The sequence below is a fragment of the Paenibacillus pabuli genome (genome assembly GCF_039831995.1).
In the GTDB taxonomy this organism is placed as follows: Bacteria; Bacillota; Bacilli; order Paenibacillales; family Paenibacillaceae; genus Paenibacillus; species Paenibacillus pabuli_C.
The window spans coordinates 525,036-544,518 of the sequence record NZ_JBDOIO010000003.1; the positions used below are offsets into that span (position 1 = coordinate 525,036).

The 19,483-nt window shown below is 43.6% G+C and carries 19 protein-coding genes and 4 pseudogenes; 17 read left to right on the plus strand and 6 right to left on the minus strand.

Annotation, left to right across the window (positions count from 1 at the left end; translation table 11 throughout):
- Window positions 1–105: 105 nt before the first annotated feature.
- Window positions 106–1,248 (minus strand): response regulator, encoded by a 1,143-nt coding sequence (locus tag ABGV42_RS04575; protein ID WP_347380585.1) that lies wholly within the window; start codon window positions 1,246–1,248, stop codon window positions 106–108.
- Between the two features lie 312 nt (window positions 1,249–1,560).
- Between ABGV42_RS04575 and ABGV42_RS04580 the strand changes: the two genes are divergently transcribed.
- From ABGV42_RS04580 to ABGV42_RS04600, 5 genes and pseudogenes are all read left to right on the plus strand, one after another.
- Window positions 1,561–1,794, plus strand: a complete 234-nt coding sequence (locus tag ABGV42_RS04580) for a hypothetical protein (protein ID WP_347380586.1) — start codon at window positions 1,561–1,563, stop codon at window positions 1,792–1,794.
- 407 nt (window positions 1,795–2,201) lie between these two features.
- Window positions 2,202–3,239, plus strand: a complete 1,038-nt coding sequence (locus tag ABGV42_RS04585; RefSeq protein WP_347380587.1) for an NAD(P)/FAD-dependent oxidoreductase — start codon at window positions 2,202–2,204, stop codon at window positions 3,237–3,239.
- Window positions 3,240–3,582: 343 nt separating this feature from the next.
- Entirely contained in the window at window positions 3,583–4,203 is a 621-nt protein-coding gene (locus tag ABGV42_RS04590) for an NAD(P)-dependent oxidoreductase (RefSeq protein WP_347380588.1), read from the plus strand.
- 354 nt (window positions 4,204–4,557) lie between these two features.
- Window positions 4,558–5,112, plus strand: a complete 555-nt coding sequence (locus ABGV42_RS04595) for a cupin domain-containing protein (RefSeq protein WP_347380589.1) — start codon at window positions 4,558–4,560, stop codon at window positions 5,110–5,112.
- A 218-nt stretch (window positions 5,113–5,330) separates the two neighbouring features.
- Window positions 5,331–6,190, plus strand: a pseudogene (locus tag ABGV42_RS04600) (DUF5107 domain-containing protein); the annotation flags it as partial.
- A 210-nt stretch (window positions 6,191–6,400) separates the two neighbouring features.
- Here the strand turns inward: ABGV42_RS04600 and ABGV42_RS04605 are convergent.
- Complete coding sequence (locus tag ABGV42_RS04605; protein ID WP_347380590.1) at window positions 6,401–7,669, minus strand: saccharopine dehydrogenase NADP-binding domain-containing protein; 1,269 nt, start codon at window positions 7,667–7,669, stop codon at window positions 6,401–6,403.
- 258 nt (window positions 7,670–7,927) lie between these two features.
- On the opposite strand from ABGV42_RS04605, the gene ABGV42_RS04610 reads away from it, so the two are divergent.
- From ABGV42_RS04610 to ABGV42_RS04655, 10 genes and pseudogenes are all read left to right on the plus strand, one after another.
- Window positions 7,928–8,707, plus strand: a complete 780-nt coding sequence (locus ABGV42_RS04610; protein WP_347380591.1) for a hypothetical protein — start codon at window positions 7,928–7,930, stop codon at window positions 8,705–8,707.
- Window positions 8,708–8,773: 66 nt separating this feature from the next.
- Window positions 8,774–9,136 (plus strand): hypothetical protein, encoded by a 363-nt coding sequence (locus ABGV42_RS04615; protein ID WP_347380592.1) that lies wholly within the window; start codon window positions 8,774–8,776, stop codon window positions 9,134–9,136.
- A gap of 37 nt (window positions 9,137–9,173) precedes the next feature.
- Window positions 9,174–9,833 (plus strand): annotated as a pseudogene (locus ABGV42_RS04620) (Type 1 glutamine amidotransferase-like domain-containing protein); the annotation flags it as partial.
- 189 nt (window positions 9,834–10,022) lie between these two features.
- On the plus strand, window positions 10,023–10,340 hold the full coding sequence (locus ABGV42_RS04625) for an ArsR/SmtB family transcription factor (RefSeq protein ID WP_347380593.1): 318 nt from the start codon (window positions 10,023–10,025) through the stop codon (window positions 10,338–10,340).
- A pseudogene (locus tag ABGV42_RS04630) lies at window positions 10,337–10,642 on the plus strand (NAD(P)/FAD-dependent oxidoreductase); the annotation flags it as partial. The gene ABGV42_RS04625 and the pseudogene ABGV42_RS04630, both read left to right, overlap by 4 nt.
- 44 nt (window positions 10,643–10,686) lie before the next feature.
- The gene (locus tag ABGV42_RS04635) at window positions 10,687–11,169 is read left to right on the plus strand and encodes a hypothetical protein (protein ID WP_347383141.1); all 483 of its coding nucleotides are present in this window, start codon (window positions 10,687–10,689) and stop codon (window positions 11,167–11,169) included.
- Window positions 11,166–11,531: a YolD-like family protein gene (locus ABGV42_RS04640; protein ID WP_347380594.1), complete on the plus strand. Its 366-nt coding sequence runs from the start codon at window positions 11,166–11,168 to the stop codon at window positions 11,529–11,531. The genes ABGV42_RS04635 and ABGV42_RS04640 overlap by 4 nt, the downstream gene beginning before the upstream one ends.
- A complete protein-coding gene (locus ABGV42_RS04645) occupies window positions 11,515–11,757 on the plus strand; it encodes a hypothetical protein (protein ID WP_347380595.1) in 243 nt (80 codons plus the stop codon). The genes ABGV42_RS04640 and ABGV42_RS04645 overlap by 17 nt, the downstream gene beginning before the upstream one ends.
- 292 nt (window positions 11,758–12,049) lie before the next feature.
- A complete protein-coding gene (locus tag ABGV42_RS04650; RefSeq protein WP_347380596.1) occupies window positions 12,050–12,844 on the plus strand; it encodes a Cof-type HAD-IIB family hydrolase in 795 nt (264 codons plus the stop codon).
- A 105-nt stretch (window positions 12,845–12,949) separates the two neighbouring features.
- Window positions 12,950–13,075, plus strand: a pseudogene (locus ABGV42_RS04655) (quinate/shikimate dehydrogenase); the annotation flags it as partial.
- A gap of 144 nt (window positions 13,076–13,219) precedes the next feature.
- Here ABGV42_RS04655 and ABGV42_RS04660 read toward each other — a convergent pair.
- Window positions 13,220–14,269, minus strand: a complete 1,050-nt coding sequence (locus ABGV42_RS04660; RefSeq protein ID WP_347380598.1) for a YeiH family protein — start codon at window positions 14,267–14,269, stop codon at window positions 13,220–13,222.
- 153 nt (window positions 14,270–14,422) lie between these two features.
- Here ABGV42_RS04660 and ABGV42_RS04665 point away from each other — a divergent pair, with 153 nt between their 5' ends.
- Window positions 14,423–15,316 carry a LysR family transcriptional regulator gene (locus tag ABGV42_RS04665; protein WP_347380599.1) on the plus strand — a complete coding sequence of 298 codons (894 nt, stop codon included), beginning with the start codon at window positions 14,423–14,425 and terminating at the stop codon, window positions 15,314–15,316.
- Between the two features lie 142 nt (window positions 15,317–15,458).
- Here ABGV42_RS04665 and ABGV42_RS04670 read toward each other — a convergent pair whose 3' ends face one another.
- A complete protein-coding gene (locus ABGV42_RS04670) occupies window positions 15,459–16,994 on the minus strand; it encodes a carboxylesterase/lipase family protein (RefSeq protein ID WP_347380600.1) in 1,536 nt (511 codons plus the stop codon).
- A 201-nt stretch (window positions 16,995–17,195) separates the two neighbouring features.
- Between ABGV42_RS04670 and ABGV42_RS04675 the strand changes: the two genes are divergently transcribed.
- Window positions 17,196–18,029: an AraC family transcriptional regulator gene (locus ABGV42_RS04675; RefSeq protein ID WP_347380601.1), complete on the plus strand. Its 834-nt coding sequence runs from the start codon at window positions 17,196–17,198 to the stop codon at window positions 18,027–18,029.
- A 31-nt stretch (window positions 18,030–18,060) separates the two neighbouring features.
- Here the strand turns inward: ABGV42_RS04675 and ABGV42_RS04680 are convergent, their stop codons facing one another.
- Together ABGV42_RS04680 and ABGV42_RS04685 are read right to left on the minus strand one after the other, a co-directional pair.
- Window positions 18,061–18,264, minus strand: a complete 204-nt coding sequence (locus tag ABGV42_RS04680; protein ID WP_111269726.1) for a hypothetical protein — start codon at window positions 18,262–18,264, stop codon at window positions 18,061–18,063.
- Complete coding sequence (locus ABGV42_RS04685; RefSeq protein WP_347380602.1) at window positions 18,265–19,428, minus strand: glycoside hydrolase family 27 protein; 1,164 nt, start codon at window positions 19,426–19,428, stop codon at window positions 18,265–18,267. It lies immediately after the preceding gene.
- Window positions 19,429–19,483 lie beyond the last annotated feature (55 nt).

The window sequence follows — 19,483 nt, forward strand, 5'->3', positions numbered from 1 at the left end:
TATTTTCTTAATAGGTGTGAATGATGGCAACATGAACAATCCTTTATCATACGTTATAGTGGGCTTATAAATAAGCTCTTATCTGTTATACATCTAAAATGCGGATTAAGAGGGAAGTTGTTTCTCTTGCCACTCCTTAAACCATTGTTGAATATCGTTTCCTGGGAGAATATCGTATTCTTCTTTTAGTCGTGTCGTGAGTTCTTGATAACATTCTATCGTTTTCTGTGGCTCGTTCAATTTGTCATACAGCTTCATTAAGGCAAACGAAGACTTTTCCTCTATTAAATAGAGGCGGTGAATTTGCAAGTATGTAGTCAACGCATCGCCAAATCTCTGCTGATCTTCATACCAACTGCCAACACTTAGAGCTGTGTTTAGCCATAATTGTTTAAGTCTATGCCTTTCTGCCTCTGCCCACCAATAATCGTATTCCTGCAAATATTCACCCGTATAGCTGTTTATCTTCTCCAGATGAAGCTCCAGGTTGTCCTCTGAGATATCAATTGTCTGCATAGAGTCTTCCCATAGTGATACGTCCAAAATAATATGGTCCAGCTCTAATAAGTATCCTTCATTTGCACTCTTAATCTGAAATCTCTTGCCATATGCAGTAAGAGTTTTGCGAATATGATAAATGGTTGTATACAACTGTGAGTAGGCCTTGTTCACATCTGTATTGCTCCATAATAAGTCAACGATAGACGACTTGCGAACAAGCTGTCCCCTATGCTGAAGCAGATACAGGAAAAGCTCCTGTGCTCTGAAGGTTCTCCATTGCATTAACGTAAATTGTCCAGGTGATTGTGGCTCCTCAATCATGACTTGTTTGAACATGGTCATCCTGAGGGGTTGATGGGGATCAGGGTTATCCAATCTGGCTGTACTCTTGCTCCATATCCGATTCATTGTTTTGGACAACCGGTCAAAGCGGACCGGCTTCACAATGTAATCTATGGCGTTTAATTCGAAGGCGTCCACAGCGTATTCTTGGTAGGCTGTAACAAATACCACCATCAGACCAGGGTCATACTCCAACAATCGTTCCGCCAGTTCAATACCATTGATCTCAGGTAACTCTATATCAATAAAGGCGATATCCACTTTGGCATGTTCAACGATATCCAAGGCATCGTATGGGTTGGTAAATTTACCGATAATATCAAGGCTGAAGTTTTCCATCTTCAGTAGTTGAAGCTCCAAATAAGATAACGCTAAAACTTCATCGTCAATAAGAATAGCTTTCATGTAAAAATATACTCCTTATTAGCGTTTATTTAGTTATATCGATTTTAACATGGATGTTGAAAAATGGAATAAAAACTCGAATGATGTAGCAAAGCAAGTCGTATATCTTGAGTTTAGGATCAGTGGGGCTGAATGAAATGTTGGTCCTTTGGCCACTGAATTTCTCCTATTTGACTAGTGTTTTATGTATTCGAAAGGTTAGACATAACCATTAGGCGAAACCCGAGGTGATGAGCATGAGTATATTAAGATACAGTTATCCTACGATGTTAAAAAAGCAAAAGCTTGTCTTATCGACAGCAAGTTACTTCAATGACAACGGTATGGAAAGGATCTATAACAATTAACTGGTGTTCTACTAAAAAATTCAAGAGTGGGGATGGCTCGCTCAGAGAAGACCTGGTATTGCGAAGCACTGATTTAACCGATGTGGGAAATGAATTCTTCGGGGAGGTCTTTCCGAAGTGGTCTGCGCATATTGATCGCGGTGGAGATATTCAAATGACAACCATTCTGTTAAATGGATTGAACAAGCTCCAAATGTAGCTCTTATGAAGGGAAACCATTATTAAATAATGAAGACATTATGACTGCGGAGCTAACCTTAACTCGGCGGTTATTTGTTGTTCATTTTAAAACGATGTAGTGATGGCACTTAATAGTCAGTAAGCAAGTGAAGAGCGTATTTCGGCGGACCACATTATGCACCAGGTGGATTTTCTAACTTGGATGTATAATGGAATGATCTCCAACGGCAAAAAAATCGATGATATCCTGTGATCGTTAGCTTGATTTGGTTTCGCTTGTGACTGGCGGAACGGCATCTTCCATTTTGTATAAAGTAACCGTCGGTTTTGTCCATTGTTATTGTCACGTTGTCGAAGCTACAATGATATTGATAATGATTATCATAAGCGCGGATGTTACATAAGCCGGCTGGAGGAGGGCATCAATTGACTGAGCAGCTTGGATTATATGATGTGACAATTATTGGCGGTGGTCCTGCGGGAATGTATACTGCTTTTTATAGTGGAATGCGTGATTTAAAGACAAAGCTAATCGAAGCGAAAGACGAACTGGGTGGGCGGATGCTTATTTATCCCGAGAAGATGATCTGGGATGTTGGAGGGGTTACGCCAATCCTATGCGAGAAATTAATCTCCCAATTGGCGGAGCAGGCGAAGACGTTCGACCCGACCATTGTATTCGGCCAGCACATTGTCGGATTGGAGAAACAAGCGGATTCGACGTACATCCTGGAGGCGGCAACGGGAGAGAAGCACTGGACACGTACGGTCATTCTGGCCATTGGCCGCGGCATTCTGCGAATGGCGAAGCTGGAGCTGGAAGGTGCTGAGCGCTATGAAGTATCCAATTTGCACTATACGGTGCAGGAACTGGAGCCTTTTAGAGGAAAACGGGTCCTTATTTCGGGAGGGGGGAATTCCGCTGTCGATTGGGCGAACGAGCTGGTTTCCATCGCTGCTCAGGTCACTGTCGTGCATAGACGCGACCACTTCGGCGGGCATGAAAAAAACGTTGTTCGAATGAAGGAGTCCTCTGCCGACGTGCTTACGCCATATGAAGTCACGCAGTTATACAGCGGCAACGGAAAGTCGATTGAACGTGTGACGATTAACCACATCGAATCAGGGGATTCACGCGAGCTAGAAGTAGATGAGGTTATCGTCAACCATGGACTGAAGTCTGATTTTACAGGGATCAAGGATTGGGGACTGGATATGGATGACTGGAACATATTCGTCAGCCCGAGACTAGAGACGAACTTGCCGGGCATCTTCGGAGCTGGCGATTTCGCCAACTACGAAAGCAAGCTTAACCTGATTGCAGGGGCATTCACGGATGCCGCCTTAGCACTTAACAGCGCCAAACGGTATATCGATCCCGAGGCGCCGAGAATGGCTTATGTTTCGTCACATAACGAGAGATTTAAGGAACGGAACAAAGCGTTTGGCTTATCCAGTGAATAGTAGGTTTTGCCATCAGTAGACGGACTGTTACAGAGCCGTTGTGAAACTGTAGATCCTGAGCAATGGAGGAAGTTTGTTCGAATATTAATTCGTACATTTGTGGCTTACAAGTAAATTAGAATTAAGCTCCTACGTTCTGTTGATGATGATGATGTAATACGTTCAATTGATGGTAAATAAGCCGCTGATCAGCGGCTTTTTTCTTTTTAAAATATGTCTGCTATTGATTTTGTCATATACTGTCTGATAATTTTATTCAGAAATGTTGTTGCCGTCTAAGCTACTTGTTATTAATTAAAAAGATAATAGATGGAACAGTGCAGAAGATGGAGGCATTAGAAATATGAAAATTCTAGTATTGGGTGCAACTGGACGAGTTGGCAGTCAGATCACTGCCTACGCACTTAAGGATCAGCATCATGTAACTGTACTGGTTCGTCATCCTGAAAAATGCCAGGTTCATGATGAACATTTAACAATCATTCAAGGCAATGTGTTGAATCAAGAAGATATTATGCGTGCTATCCGTGGTGCCGATGTCGTTATTAGTGCACTGAACACAGATGGAACCCATACACTATCCGAAAGTATGCCGTTAATCATTGAAGCAATGCGTGAAGAAGGGATAAATCGAATCATTACTGTAGGGACAGCAGGTATTCTGCAGAGCAGGCTTTCTCCGAGTATTCTACGATATCAATCCAGTGAATCGAGGCGTAAATCCACCCGTGCTGCCGAGGAACATCACCGTGTGTACTCGCTGCTTCAAGAATCAACATTGAAATGGACGATAGTGTGTCCTACGTATTTACCGGATGGAGAATATTTAGGCGTTTACCGTGTAGAACGTGATGTTCTTCCTGAAGGCGGCACGGAGATATCCGTGAGTGATACAGCAGAATTCACCTACAATCAAGTTAATGATGACTCTTATATCAGATATCGTGTAGGTATTTCATATTAGGTACTGTCGAGAGACAAAACATATATCCTATTAGAGTCGCTATTACCTTAGCGGCTTTTTCCTTACTTCAAGGTGGAGATTAGAAATGAAATTTGACTCAGAAAATAGTCACAAGCTTGGCTTGTCCAGAATGAACATGATTGGTGTCGGGCTTAAAGTGATTCGCAGGATAATGAAGAAAAAACCCTGGAGGAATTGATGCAACTTCACTTTAAAGATGTATCTAATCAATTTTCAGCCGAAAAAAGTATCCATGAAAACTGAGGAACCAGTTCAGCCCTTTGTTTCGCTAGGCACATTCCCTGTATGTAGTCATATACTGACTTCATAATATTTGTAAAGGGATGGTGCAAATTGTATTACTACCACACACCAGCACATCAATATGGTGGATACACGATTGGACATAATCCATATTATTATCCAACTTATACAGGAAGAAACAATCATTCACTAGACCAAGGATCTCAAATGGGTATGGAAAATACAGGGCAGCAAGTGATTCTTCTAAAGGATTACGGGAAGAGACCTTTGGTGGTAGATATCGAAAAAGTAACTAAGCTTAATAATAATTTTCGTACAGCTTTATGGACGGGGGAACACTTCCAAGTAACTCTTATGAACATAAATGTAGGTGAAGATATCGGATTAGAAGTTCATCCGAATACGGATCAGTTTATTCGGATTGAAGAAGGTCAAGGACTGGTTCAAATGGGGGATCGTAGAGAGAATCTCGATTTTGTTGTGAATGCCTTCGAAGACTATGCAATCATGATACCTGCTGGCAAGTGGCATAACATAACGAACACAGGCAACAAACCACTTAAAGTCTATGTGATTTACGCTCCACCGCAACATCCATTTGGCACCGTCCATCCAACAAAAGCTGATGCCATGGCTTCAGAATAACAGACTATTTAATCGTTATTTAACTTATTAGAGACCGCTCTATTGAATAGAGCGGTTATTTCATTACCCACATTTGTGCAATCAAGTTTAAGAATATAATCCATCAACTACCGACTTTCGTTAATTGTATAAAAGGGGGAGCGGCATTACATTAAATGTTATAACACAAAGGAGGATCTCAATATAGTACAACAGATTCATCAGCCGTTTCTAATCAGGTGCGGGTATGGGATGAACAGGTTGAAATTCCCACTTATGGAACGGGAAAACCTGACAAAAATCCCATGTTTCTGGAGAAACGCGTGTACCAGGGAGTTCCGGACGAGTCTACCCGCATCCGGTCATCGATAAAATCCTGGATGAGAAAGAATCCAACTCCTATTGCATGGTCATTCTTGAAAACAAATACGTTCGCATCGAAGCACACGGCAACCGAGAATGAGGACGGCAGCGCAACCGTATGGGTTAGTGAGATTGATCGCATGTACGGCACAAAATTAACTACGGGTTTCACATTGCATCCAGGTAAGGCCTATATCGAAGTTATGGCGCAAATGTATAACCGGACCTCCGAGCCGCAAACGTTTTTGTGGTGGGCCAACCCGGCCATGGCTGTCAATGATCAGACACAGACCGTATTTCCACCTGATGTCACAGCAGTCTTTGATCACGGAAAAAGGGATGTATCCAAATTCCCGATTGCTACAGGGACTTATTACAAAATGGATTATTCCGAAGGCGTTGATATCTCCAGGTACAAAAATATCCCGGTCCCGACTTCTTATATGGCATATAAATCGGACTACAATTTTGTAGGCGGTTACGACCATGGCGTGCAAGCAGGTTTGCTGCATGTAGCCAATCATCATGTCTCCCCAGGCAAGAAGCAATGGACGTGGGGCAACGGGGAGTTCGGCCAAGCCTGGGACCGAAGCCTGACGGATGAAGATGGACCTTATATCGAATTGATGACAGGTGTGTTCACCGATAACCAACCCGATTTTACTTGGCTCCAGCCGTATGAAGAAAAGGCGTTTACCCAATATTTCATGCGTACAAAAACATTGGAGTCGTCAAAAAATGGCAGCCGACCAACATGATCGGCTGTCTTTTATTGAACTAAGGGGCAGTTTAGATGAATGAAATTTTGGAAGTGAAAACTAGGGGAGATTCTTGAGAGGCGGCTTCTTTCCATTTTTGTGCAGTACTATCCTTTACCTTATACCTGCTCTATAGACTTGTCCGTCTTCGTCTGCTTATTGGATATGGTTGTACTCTAAGCCATCTATTATTTAGTCCATTTTAATCTTTGATGAAGTAATCCATCGGAATCTTTATTTTCTCCCACGACAAAATCGGTCATATGGTACGTTAGATATTGTTCGTACTTGCTTTCGGTTTTGAGCAGGAGCTCATGAACGTTATAAATACCTACAGGAATATCATCCAGTATTAGGCTGGCCAAGGCAGCATAAATGCCGCATGCGACTTGAAAATACGTGGCATTTGTTTTGTACTGAGCATAAATGCTACTACTTTTCATCGAATTATACATAAACTTTTCATGATCCTCGTAAACCAAAAGAACTCCAACGAGGTCTGCACCTTCAACCTCCCCTATGTCTGGATCAATTATGCGCTGGTTCCAATTCCATAAATCGTCTACTCGATCTAAATGGTTTCGAATTAAATTCGTTGTATACTCACTAACACGATAAATAAATCCAATCTGCATATCAAACAACTCACCTAGTGTTAGCACTTCTTCATGCGGCATCAGACATCCGTAAAATTCCTTGTCTCCTAACCTTACTTTGTACTCCATTGAATAGACCTGTTCATAAAAATAATGAGGCAAATGATTATGAACAAACATCGGATAGCTTAATATGGCTTCATCCAGGAAACATTCGACTGACCAAGAAGTATAAATGGTGTTAGGTTCAATTAATGTTTGGTCCGCAAAAAAGGAGGTATCATGCTCAACAATGTAGCAGGCTAAAGGTTTTTTATCTGGATTTTCTTGCATCAGTTTTATAGCCATCCATTGTACGACGCCAGGATTCATACCTGAGCATGTAATGGCGGTTGTATGGGTGAAATCAGTTTTTCTAGTTTGATATTTAATATTTCGCTCTGCAAGGGGAAACCCGTGCAGGCTCTCATTATTATCCACCTCCTCATTCTCAAGGGCAGAATTAACATATAATATGCCTAGTTCGTTACAGCAGTTGAGCATCTCGATCGTATCGGCCCATGATACATCAATGACTACTTTTGTGTTTGTTTTAGTAAGGTGTTTCCGAAAGTCGCTGACATTTTTAAGATCTAACTTGTGGATTTTGATTTGTTTCGAAAGATGGGGGCAGAGTTGAGCATAATATGCTTTATCCTTTTGGTTCATATCAATGAGGTGGATTTGTGATTGGTTAATGATAGAGTGTATAGGGTCTTTTTTATCTTGAACGGATTGATTAAGAATGGCTAATACCGCTTTAGCCGCACCTCCGCTGCTGCCTAGTATCGTAATGGAAGGAGAGATTACATAATCCAGCATCTTATCACTTCCTTCATAGTTATTCATGTCTATGTATTAATATATGATTCTACTAATCGCAACGATCGTGCTTCTACCTATTAATAGAAGAGAAATAATAGATTAGAGGGACAGCTAATTAGCTGAACAGGATGTATGGGAAACCTTATCATAATCGCGTTGAATTAACGGGTAGGACAGTTTAATGAAATAAAAGGGATTACAATTACTGGCATGGAAATAATATAGTCAAAGTAGATTGTTAAATGGAGGGTGAATATGTTTCTCATTACTAATCCTAAAGTTTCTGGATTTACGCCCCAGTGGTCACAATTTAGAGGATTCTCAATTCTATTTGATAATCCATCAGACCGATTATTACCCTTAGATGAAAGTAGAGAGATGAGGTTACTTAGTTGTGATATTGAAACTGAAGAATTAAGATTATACAAAAGTTTATATCAAACTCTTACAATATTCACAGAATTGAACAATACATATCTGTTTTGCCCTTTGCCTTCTCAGTCTTATCATGTGACGCTTTGGGATGGAATGAATGAAGCCAACGTTCAAGCTGTCTCACCCCAACATAGGTTCAAAGCCGAAGATCTGCTTGAAGGTTTACCGCATTCCTTTCTGAGAGAAAATGAGTTTCTCTGTATCGAAAACCAGCCACTAAATATCAACATGAAAGAACCCATTACATTTCAATTTGATAGACTCCTAAAGTGGGGGAATTCTGTGCTAGTAGCAAGTCTAAAACCTGCGAATTCTCATTCTCAAGCCATCTTACATAAGATTGAAAAAGAAAGAAAATACCTTATAGAAGAGTATAAGGGACATTTCGGATTAGAAACGTCCGGATATTCCTATACACCTCACATCTCTCTAGGGTATTTCGCTAATAAAGAATTGGCTGAATTGACTACCTCCATGATTGATTCTTGGAATGAACATTTTTTAACAAACACCAAGGGACAAACCATTACTTTTACTAGCAACAGTCTGTACGGTTTCAACCAAATGTCTACTTTCTTCAAAAAAGCTGTAGGAAATTAGTTGAAAACAGCATTCAAATCCTCATTTTGGGAAAAATATAATATCCCAACTATGAGGTGATTGCATTTGATAAAAATAATTTTGACGTTCGTTTTAGCCCTTGGGTTAGCTTCGCTAATAGAAACCACAGCTTCGAGCGAAGACACTCTGCAAGCAACAGGCACAACGCCATGCACGTTAATTCAACAGGCACTGATAGTCGAATTGAATCCTCAAATAATGAGTGCTCTTCGTCAAAAGTACCAAGACAACTTTTTGTACTCGAATGTCCATGTGTTACCGATCCAAGGTTCAGACACTCTGCAGACAGAATTTATTTTAGAAATGACGGTGATGAAGGGAGAGCAGCCAGAAACAGTTCAAATGTCGTTTCGACGAGATGGTCTTAATGGATATAGGGTAGATGATATAGCTAATAAGCTGAATTAAGAAGTTCCAAGCGACTAGGAGTGAAGCTATGAAATGATTACTAACTTCTGCGGGCGTTAATAACAAAAGCATACGCGACGCGTTAGTGGACATGTTGGACAAGCCGATCGCCGACTCCAACGCACTGTGTATTCCCACCGCAATGTATGGACACCCCTGGGTCGGACCTGGCGTCAATACCTGGGAGTTCATCAGCGGGAAATCCGAGAACCCCATGGTTAATCTGGGCTGGAAGTCTGTTGGTGTGTTAGAGCTCACCTCGCTGCCAAGCATCAGTAAAGACCGCTGGGTGCCGCTGGTTCAGGAAATAGACGTTCTGCTGGTGGCGGGCGGCGACGCCCTCTTCCTGAACCACTGGATGCGGCACTCCGGACTGGCAGACCTCTTACCATCGCTGCAGGCAGTTTATGTGGGAATGAGCGCGGGTAGTATGGTGATGGCACCCAACATTGGGGAATACTTTGTTGGCTGGATTCCACTCGGCGGTGGTGATGCGACACTGGGTCTGGTTGACTTTGCAATTTTTCCGCATCTTGACCATGAAAAGCTTCCGGAAAACACCATGGCTGCTGCTGAAAGATGGGCCGCTGGCGTTCAAGGGCCTACATATGCGATTGATGATCAAACCGCCATCAAAGTGATCGATGGAACAGTAGAAGTTGTTTCCGAAGGGCATTGGAGGCATTTTACGTTATGATATTTACGCTGTTGGTGACATAAGTAAGTTTCATGAATTGGTTTGTGAAGGAAGCGAGATTAAAGTAGCTTAGTCGTATCCAAGAAGAGCATTCACTACCAAGGATAGAGGATAACAAATACAGGAGTTTGACTTTGATTTTACTATATCGCATTATTCTAATATAACGATACAGAGGGGGGGTTACGTTTGGATAAACTCGGTTTTAACGATAGCGGTGATTTGAAGCAGTTTGAGGAACCTGCTAACTTACTGAAGGCCCTTTCTCATCCTATACGCCTGTGCATTGTGCGTGGGTTGATGCGTAAAAAGAAATGTAATGTTTCCTATATGCAGGAGTGTCTGGATCTGCCGCAATCAACCGTTTCCCAGCATTTGCAGAAGCTGCGCAGTGCAGGAATTGTTGATACGGAGCGAAATGGCCTCGAAGTGAATTATATACTTGCAAACCAACGTATTGAACAGATTATAACTGTTTTATTTGGAGAGGATGAATCTGAATCATGAGCAAGAAAGTAGTCATTGTAGGTGGAGTAGCGGGGGGTGCGTCAGCAGCTGCCCGCCTACGCCGGCTGGATGAACATGCTGAAATAGTCATATTTGAAAAGGGGCCCTACATTTCATTCGCCAACTGCGGCTTACCTTATTATATAGGCGGAACGATTACTGAGCGTGACCGCTTGTTAGTACAAACACCTAAAGGTATGGCAGATCGTTTTCGAATTGATGTACGTACACAGAGTGAGGTCATATCAATCAATCCCCAATATCAAACGATTCAAGTGAACAGCGAGGAGCGCGGTCAATATGTAACTCGCCGGTAACCGTCAACACACATAGTACACAAAAGGATATTGGAAATGGAATGACCTTGCCTAGAGATTACACAGAGGCTTGGGAGATCGAAGTGGTAATCCTCGATATCTGTACTGAAGTATGCCGAAGAGCTCGTAAAAAAGGACTGATGGGTAGTGTCGTTTCCGTGAGTGTGTCTGGAGCGGATTTCGACCATCCAACTGGTTTTCACAGGCAGGTTAAACTGTCTGATCCAACAAACATAACCGTTGATGTGTGCAAGATCGCCAAACGCATATTTCATCAACACTGGGATGGGCAACCGGTGCGCCGTGTAGGCGTATCCCTTTCTCAATTATCCGACGCGGATACATATCAACTATCTTTCTTTGATGATCAGGAGCACAAACGGGCTATTGATCAGGTGATGGACGACATTAAGGATCGATTTGGCGACATTGCCATACTTCGCGCAAGCTCCATTACAGCTGCTGGTCAAGCAATCGATAGAGCATCTAAAATTGGGGGGCACTACAAATGAGCAAAAAACTTGAGGCCAATGGATTATGGGAATCGAGCCGCATGATGCTTCCACAACATAAAGAACGAATCATACAGCATCGTACTCAAATTCATGTTCAAGACAAACCGCTAATTCATGAAGATGAGTGGGAGATCATGGCTCAAAATGTAGATATGTCACTCAACTATACATTACAAGCCACCATTGAAGTGTTTAATGAGTCGGGCAATCGATATATACATGGAATCGTTACTTCAGTCAGTACCGTTGGAAAGAAAATCAAAATTGAAATGGACAATGGATTTGAATGGGTCGATTTTGATCAATTGGTCACGGTCAAACTTGAAGAAGGAGGCGTGTACGGTGAGACAGACTTCTGAGGAACTTGCACTCGTGAAGAGGCTGGTGGAGCTTCCCTATCTGTTAAGTGCTCTGGAGGTAGATAAGCATAAAATATACGCTTCAAACTTTAAGATGAAATCGGTCTATGTTGATTACTTAGACGGTACCCAAAAGAAAATCGCCTTAGAGATGTACCAATCCAAACAAAGTTTAAAGGAACACCATATTAAAATCATTGATTCCAAACCTTCTGGGATGGTTTAGGCAAGTAAGGTAATGCAGTGATTATGTCTTTTTTAAATAATGAATGAAACCAGAAACCAAGAAACGGCAATGCTCTGTAAAGAGAATGTCGTTTTTTTCGTAGAATTACAACCATGCATTTCTGGTATCTGTTCTTTAACGTCTAATGCACGTGTACTCCGTAGAAACAAACGATGGAAATAAGCCCACGATCAATAGTTGTTCAGCACTGGATAACATAACTGTTCTCGTTGACAACACCTCTAAAAGCATAGTATTATTTTACCAATTTAGCTGTGTGGGGAGGATTCGGATGTCTACGATTAAGGCCATTGTGCTGGACCTGGACGGAACTTTGCTCGGAAGTGATAAATCGATATCTCCCAGGAATTATCAGGCTGTTAAACGATGTTTTGATTTGGGGATACATATTATCGTTGCCACGGCAAGGCCGCCTAGAGCGGCAAATCAATTTGTGAAGCAGTTTCCGTTTGTAGATTACATGATTTATTACAATGGCGCTTTAGTTACATGCAAATCCACACAGAATGAGCGCCATATTCCAATCCCTTTGGAGATCAACCAACAGATTAATACATTCATTGAGTTAAACATGCCTCAATCCGTAATCTCATACGAGGTTAATGATTCATGGTACACAAGTAAACCAATTCTTGACTCCCACTGCGCTCAATTCGGTATCCGTTCGAATGATCTGAAACCTCAGGTTGTTGAGCAACATTATATAGACTCTCTATCTCCGACCAAAATATTAGTTCTAGGTTGTAACACATGGAAGGATCTAAGCGAGCAGTTTGGTGATCATGTGAATGTCATCGCAACGGATGGAGGAGCATTGATCCAAATCATGCATAAATCAGCTTCTAAGGAAAAAGCCGTGGAATGGGTGTTAAGTGAAATTGGGGTGATTTCAGAAAATGTAATGGTGTTTGGGGATGATTTTAACGATATAGGCCTATTCCATCTGTCCGGATTTCCTGTAGCCATGGGGAACGCGATCATTGAACTGAAAAAATGTGCCGTTTACATAACCGATTCAAATGATAATGATGGCGTGGCTGATGCCATTGGGAAATTTGTGATATAACCCACTACAGTGAAGCATTCAACGAACGAAAACGTCAGCTTTGATACAACTTCTCTATATGTGAATGAGTTGCAGAAGAAGAACAGGTACGTGTGAAAAGCAAATGGTGCCAAAGCAATCAATGGTCTCGGGATGGTCCTATGGCAGGGCGCACTTGCTAATAAACTTTTTACTGGGGAAGATATGCCAATTACAGAGGTTAAAGAAATGGTATTTGATAAAGAAGTATAAAAAGAGATCAGGGTATGTCACTATTTCGTAGACATATTAACTTGGAACAAGAAGATGATTACATCGAAGCCGCTATATTAGCGGCTTTTTTCAGTTATCGTAGTAAGGTTAGTCTAATGTGGGATAGATGGCACACTATTTTCATCAGCCGAGATTGAATAGTTTTAAAAATACATATCCGATGAGGGAAAGAACGATGGAGCCAATAAAGCCGGCTGCAAAAGCTTTTAGGCCCAATTGCCGAAACGTAACTATATCTACACTAAGACCCAGACCAGCCATGGCCATAGCAATCAGCATATAAGCGGCAAGAATGATTAGATTCGTCAAATCTGAAGGAATAAACTGCAGCGTATTGAGAGCACTCATCATGAGGAATCCGAAAATAAACCAAGGGATCGGGAGGGATTTCAGGCTTCTTTTATTCAATCTGCTGTTTCCTGAATTCTTGGAGCGATCCAAACGATTCGTCCAGAATCCGATCAAGATAGCGACGGGCACCAACATGGCTACACGCGTTAATTTAACAATGACAGCCAGGTCAACAGCGTCTTGGCCCACTGGTTCTGCAGCTGCAATCACATGCGCGATTTCGTGTAATGTAGCGCCTGAAAACACGCCGTATCCTGATGCAGACAAGTGAAGAAATGGATATAGAAGGGTGTAAACCATCGTAAAAATGATTCCCAGAATCGCTACAGTAGCTGCACCGATGGCGGCTTCTTCGTCTTTGGCTTGGATCTGTGGTGCAATGGCTACAACTGCTGCAGCTCCGCATATCGCTGTTCCGCATGCAGTTAATAGCCCCAAACGCCTCTCGACGTGAAAGAATTTGGCAATGCCATACACAACAAAAATGGTTATGGTAATGTTCAGGAAGGAGATCAAGGCAACCTTGGGCCCCGCATGAAGAATATCCCTCAAATTGAGCCGCATGCCAAGCAAAATGATTCCATATCGCAGAAGCTTTTTAGCTGAAAAGGAAATTCCGCTCACCATATGATCAGGTACATTCCTGACTGCTCTCCAGATCATGCCGAACAAAATAGCAAGTACAAGCTGACCCATGATGTGTAGAAAAGGAAAGCCGGCTGCATATTTTGCAGCAAGGGCAAGCATTAAAGTAAGCCCAATTCCCAGCAGAAACCCTTGTTTATTCTTTTTCTCTTGTAGCAAAACAGAAGTTGAATTCATGGATATCACGTCCGATTTCTTTATTTCTTGTTCACTTGTAACTATAATTAGTTACGATTGAAAAGAGAAATACCGGAATAAAATGCTTATCATAACGAATCATAATGATTGAGTGATATTTGGGGTTAAATACTATCAAGGGAGATGCACTTTATGATCGTGGAAAGCTTGAAAGTATATATAACTGTAGTGGAACAGCGCAATTTTTCTAGAGCGGCAGAACTATTGCATTTATCACAACCCGGTGTTAGCTTACACATTCGTAAATTAGAAAAGGAATTTGATGCAAAGTTAATGCATCGTTCGCCCAAATGGGTGAAGCTGACGGAGGCTGGGGAGCTGCTATATGTACGTGCCAAGGAAATGGTGAATCTATATGAGTCGGCGAAATTGGATATTGCCAGATTGCAGGATGATGTTAGTGGCTCATTGCAGATTGGGGCTAGTTTTACGATTGGAGAATATGTTTTACCGCGCCTGTTTTCGTCATTTGCCAGGCAATACCCTGAAGTGGCCATGGAAGTATTCATCGGAAATTCATCTCAAGTTGTGGAAGCAATTCGAGATAATAAAATGGATTTTGGTTTGATTGAAGAGGACATTGAGGCCCAAGATCTGACCGTGACACCATTCATGAAGGATGAATTGATTATTGTGGCAGCGGAAGGATATCCTCTTAACGCTTCGGTGAATGCGGATCTGGAACAATTGCAAGATCAAGTGTGGATACTCCGCGAGATGGGTTCAGGAACCAGATCATCTAGTGATCGATTTCTGGCTCAGACAGGACTCCGGGTAAACCGTTCTTATGTGTTCAACAGCAGTCAGGGCGTCAAAGAAGCGGTGTTCTCTGGATTAGGCTTCGCCATGTTGTCCCGCTGGGTTGTAAAAAGGGAGTTATCCGCTGGCATGTTGAAGGAAATCACCATTCCAGATATCCACATCGAACGAAACTTTTCCTTAGTTCGTCGGATAGGTCATATTCCTACCAGAGCAAACGAGGTTTTCGCGGAAAGACTGCTAAAATTGGATGGTCATTTTATCTGAACTAAATCAATAACAGGGTAACTTCCTATATTAGGCAGCATTTGGTGAGCAGCCGGACCAAGTATCGACAGGCGAGACAACGTAAAGAGCCATGCATTCTTGCATGGCTCTTCATTGTATGATTCATGTACACGGATGAATGTTACACAACGGGCTCATTTTGCTTTTTGAAATACTGTTCAATGACCAATTCAAGTACTGGTCCCGGCTCTGCACGCTGTAACTGGGACGTATCACCGAATTCCATGCGGTAAGGCTGCTCGGTACTACTTGGAATCCAATAGGGCAAGGGTTTGCCCGTGGAATCCAGACCATTCGGATCACCTGTCGCGATAAAATTGGACAGATAATTACACATCTGGCGTGCCAGGTCATAATGTTTACCGACGAAAGGTCGCCAGCATTTGGCAAGAGTTTCGAAGAAAAACCACAGATCAACGGAATGGAACGTGCCTGGCTGATCCCAGCCCGGAATCTCCGCGTCGAAATTATAATAATAGAGCGGTGTCTCGGATGGATGACCACTATTGGAGCGGATCACAAGTTGAATCGCATGTTCAATCATGCGGATCGATGCCTGCTGCAATACATGATCGAGATCTCCAGTATCGGCTCCACAGCGCTGCAAAAAGGCAGGCGCATCCTCTCCAAACAGTTCAGTCGCCGTTTGCTTCAGTTCCTCCATATTGCTTACCGCAGGCTGGGTCCAAAACTCGGAAGAGGTATGCCCAAGCATGACGGGAACGAGTTCGCGTTCATGCTGCATGAAACGAATGAACGGATCACCCGTACAGAACTGATTATCGATGACTGTTCCCCAGAAGCTATTATATTCCAGGATTTTATCCCGTAAAGTGATCGCGTCCAGCTGTCTGGCTTCGTCTAAAGTGGATACGCCCAGAAAACGGAAAAAATCAACGCCCTTCTGCTCGGCATCCCGCAGTGTGCCGCGGACTGAAGGTACACGCACATTGGGATACAGTTTGGTCGCAATTCCACTCATGATGACAGCTCGCTGGAACAGGCCTTTGTTCTGCGGGGAAGTCATCTGACTTAGCACACTGCCGCCGCCTGCAGATTGTCCACCAATGGTTATCTGATCCGGATCACCGCCGAAGGCAGAGATGTTACGTTTCACCCAGGCCGTACCTGCCTGTTGATCCAGATGTCCAAAGTTCGCAGGTGCTTGTGGGGATTCAGCGCTAATCTCGGGGTGGCACAGGAAACCAAACGCATTCAGACGGTAATTGACGGTAACCACGACAATGCCCCTGCGGGCAATGCGCTCACCATCAAATTCCATTTCAGCAGTATGACCCACCTGAAGCCCACCGCCAAAATACCAGACAAACACAGGCAGCTTCTCATCCGTTCGTTTGGCAGGTGTCCACACATTCAAATATAGACAATCCTCACTCATCGGCAGATCGGGATCAACAGACCACTCTCGCGTATAGATGTTATTATCGTCAATGACGGTCGGGGCCTGCATAGAGGTGTGGGCAAAATCAAAAGCTTGCAGCACCCCATCCCAATCGGATGCAGGTTGTGGTGCACGCCAGCGGTTCTGGCCTACCGGTGGGGCGGCGAATGGGATACCTTTAAAGCTTGTAACACGTGGGTCTGCGGCAGGCAGCCCCTGAACTTGGCCATTTTCTACCTGAACGATTCTAAGCAACACAACATTCTCCTCTCTGAATTGAGCATCCTTATTCATGTCGATCCAAGATGTGTGTGGTTGCGCTTACATATCTCTGTTTGGTTATGAGACCACTATTCCGATCATAAGCAACTTGAAAGGAAGTTTCTAGCATCAAAATAAATCAAAACTCCACAAAATCATATATAATGACTGGTATCAAGAAGGGAGGAGCCGGATGTGGACTCATTATGGACAGACGGGAGCAGGGCGATTCAAGTTTATTTTATAAGCGGCGCCCATAAACCCGTCAATCTTCACCAGTGGGGACCGGGCGTGCGTGATGTTTATGCGCTGCATTATATCATTCAAGGGCAGGGTACACTGGAAACCGGAGGCCAGCAATTTCGGCTCGGTGCGGGAGAGAGCTTTATTATTTTTCCGCAAAAAGAAATCTATTACTACCCCGATCCCGCCGACCCGTGGGAATACGTATGGATGGAGTTCAATGGACGAGACGCAGGACGACTTATAGAACTGACACAGTTCTCGGTTCAGCATCCCGTACTGCCAGCTGCGCCAGAAACCTTGGCACCCTGGTTTCACCTGGCCTGGAATGCCGGGGCATCACCAAGTGAAGTGGTTAGGGCGGATGCGCGTTTGCACCTGTTATTATCCTATTACATGGAGTACTTCCCACGCGAGACGCAGGAGGAAGCCAGAGATTATGTGTGGCTGTCGAAAACCTATATTGAGCAGAACTACTGGAAATCGACCTTGACGGTTGCGGAGATTGTACAGGCCGTGAATCTGGAGCGAAGCTACCTGTTCCGCAGGTTCAAAAAAGCTACAGGCGAATCCGTCTCGGCGTATATAACGGCATGCCGTATTCGGCGCGCCTGTGAGCTGCTGAAGTCTTCCGGATTGTCCATTCAATCCATCGCTTATTCGGTTGGATATAATGATCCGCTTTATTTTTCGAGAGTATTCAAAAAGGCAACATCACATACACCATCAGCTTACATGCTGTTGCACCAGAAACAAGCAGAACCTGTAGGAAATACCGATCGGTGAGCTAACTGTTAAGACAAATTACAAATTGCTTTTATCGAAAAAGTGCACAGTTCCCGGATTCACGGAAGTAACGAATCAGCTTCTCAATCGGCTCCCGCCCACAATTCAGCTTCACACCGAGACAGTCGATACAGAGGAATTGCTGGGCTGTGAGAGAGACCAGTTTGAGATAAATACCCACATCATCCGACGAGAGCGGAACCTGGCAAGTGGTACACAACCTGCTCTGTGCCATTTATTTCACCAATTTGGCTCGCACGACGAGACAATCATGGGCGCCAACCACGGGTGCATAACGCTCGCGGAATACACCCAGCTCCTTGTGTTCCCAGCAATCGTAGAGTGACAGGGAATAACCCGCGGCGTAAGGCAGCCCCATATCCCAGAACTGAAGGGATAGCTCGCGTTGACTGTCGCTCAGGTTGAAAAATCCGATGGCAAGATCGCCGTCTGTCAGCACCTTCACCAGCATGAATACATCATCTGTATGGAACCATTGAGGCTCGGGTTTGATACGATAGGCTCCGCGTGCTTCCGCATCCTGATTGATGGCAAGCAGGTCCGGGTTCAACAGAATATCCTTGGTGGCCTGATTGGCCTTGCGTACATCACATCCAATCATGAGCGGTGATCCCATCATGGACCAGAGCGAGAAGTGGGTTTTGTATTCAGTGTCGTTACAGCCGCCGATGGTTCCAATAAAGTCGTTGTTGCTCCCGCCATACATGCCTACGATGAGCATGTCCATGTCATTATGGCAGAAGGAGCCAGTGTAGCTTTGTTTGCCGAGCTGAGACAGAGCCAGGTCCTTGACCGATTGCCAGTTGTCGCGAATGTCACCGGTGGAGCGATACATATGAGCCCCTGATTCACGAATCCACTCATATACGTTGTCTTCTCCCCAATTGCAGGCAGAGAACAGGATATCCCGCCCGCAGTTTTTGAGTGCAAGGCTCATGCGCTTGTATAACAACTCACCTGAGATATGGCGCGGCTTGAAACAGTAGTCATATTTTAAATAATCCACGCCCCACTCGGCGAATAACGCAGCATCCTGGAATTCATGCTCGAAGCTGCCTGGATAACCTGCACAAGTATGTGTACCAACACAGGAATACATGCCAAATTTTAGACCTTTGTCGTGGATATAATCTGCAAGCGCCTTCATTCCACTCGGAAATTTAGCGGGGTCTGCGACCAGATTGCCATCTGCATTCCGCTCCTTCAGACTCCAGCAATCGTCAATGACGATGTACTCGTATCCGGCGTCCAGATAACCCTCCGTAACAAACACATCGGCAACATCCCGAATCAACTGCTCATTGATGTCCCACGTGAAGGTATTCCATGAATTCCATCCTAGTGCAGGGGCAAACCCCATTAACGAATGATTGCTCATAATCTCGCTTCCTTCCTAAATCCTAGTTTCATAAGTTATGAATAACGTAAACACA